The organism is Microcoleus sp. Pol7_B2, assembly GCF_036701035.1.
Taxonomy (GTDB): domain Bacteria; phylum Cyanobacteriota; class Cyanobacteriia; order Cyanobacteriales; family Microcoleaceae; genus Microcoleus.
The window spans coordinates 1-1,170 of record NZ_JAUBQB010000200.1 but is presented as its reverse complement, the minus strand read 5'-3'; the positions used below and the strand labels follow the sequence as shown (position 1 = coordinate 1,170).

Genomic DNA, 1,170 nt, shown 5'->3' with positions numbered 1-1,170 from the left:
TGCACTTTATTCTCGATCACGCGCTCGAAACCTTTCGCGACGCAATATGCACTCGATTATTCAGCAAGCCCAACTTACTTCGGCACGGATTGAAGAAGAATTAAAGGGGGTAGAGGGTTTAGATTGGATTACAGCATTAAGAGCGCCACAAATCCGAGAGTTGGTAGAACAAGAGGCGATACAAATGTCACTCTTTGACCAAAAAGATTTAGCTGCCATTCAATCCCCAGATTATCCAGGAGCATTACTCACAAGTTAAGCTAAAAGCACTATTGTCAATGAGTAATTCTACTCATTTTTTACCTGTTGACTCAATTAAAATATGGCTCCATTGGTTCCTTTATTATTGAAAAAAAATTGTTCGGGACTTCTTTAGATATCTCCCAAAAAGAAATGGTTGATAGAGCGCTCTTAAATTATAATGAAATTTTACCCCCAAAAACATGAGCCAACTCCGAGAATATATTGAAAAGCATCGATCCGAGACTCAAAGAATGTTGGGTATAGACTACGACCAATTAATACAACTAATTACCCATGCAGAAAATTTGTACGCTCGTCAAAAATCATCTCAAGAAAGTCAGAAAACTAGGCTCATTAAACCGGGCAGCGGTCGTCCCCCTAAACTAACGATAGCAGACCAAATTATTTTGACCCACCGTGTACCTGCATAACTTACCTACTTTTCAAATGCTTGGGGTACAATTTGGCATTGGTACTCCACGCTAATTATATTTTTCACCGTTGGGTAAAGATTTTAAGAGATTTATTGCCGGCTTCGGTGTTAGAACAAGTAAAAAAAAATGATGGCGAGCGGGCATGGGTTCTGGAAATTTTGAAAGATGTTGAGTTGCGGGGTAGATAGCTACGAGCAGTCCATACAAAGACCTACGGACAATGAAGAGCAGAAAAAAAATTACTCTGGCAAACAAAAGAGACATACTAAAAAGAACCAGGTAATAGTCATGCCATCTGGTAAAGAGATTGTTGACGTAGTAGTAGGAGAAACTGGAGCAACAGCCGACATAAACATTTGGAGAAAGCAGAGAGCGTCCGACGAAACATCACAAAAGTTTCAAGGAGATAAAGCTTCAGCTGTCGCGCATTTAAACTGTGATACAAGCATTACCCTTGTTTTTGATTTTTCGCCCCCATTTAATTATTAATTGT

At 39.4% G+C, this 1,170-nt stretch carries 2 protein-coding genes and 1 pseudogene; all 3 read left to right on the top strand.

From position 1 onward, the window contains the following. Window positions 1-259 (top strand): annotated as a pseudogene (locus QUA57_RS28555) (hypothetical protein); the annotation flags it as partial. Between the two features lie 184 nt (window positions 260-443). After that, window positions 444-674 carry a hypothetical protein gene (locus tag QUA57_RS28550; protein WP_333064533.1) on the top strand — a complete coding sequence of 77 codons (231 nt, stop codon included), beginning with the start codon at window positions 444-446 and terminating at the stop codon, window positions 672-674. A 168-nt stretch (window positions 675-842) separates the two neighbouring features. After that, window positions 843-1,166, top strand: coding sequence for a transposase family protein (locus QUA57_RS28545; RefSeq protein WP_333064535.1), 324 nt, complete (start codon window positions 843-845; stop codon window positions 1,164-1,166). The last annotated feature ends 4 nt before the right edge of the window (window positions 1,167-1,170 follow it).

What these genes read in the sequence shown, in the direction of transcription:
- QUA57_RS28550 (WP_333064533.1), top strand. Translation starts at nt 444, where the DNA reads ATGAGCCAACTCCGAGAATATATTGAAAAGCATCGATCCGAGACTCAA.
- QUA57_RS28545 (WP_333064535.1), top strand. Translation starts at nt 843, where the DNA reads ATGTTGAGTTGCGGGGTAGATAGCTACGAGCAGTCCATACAAAGACCT.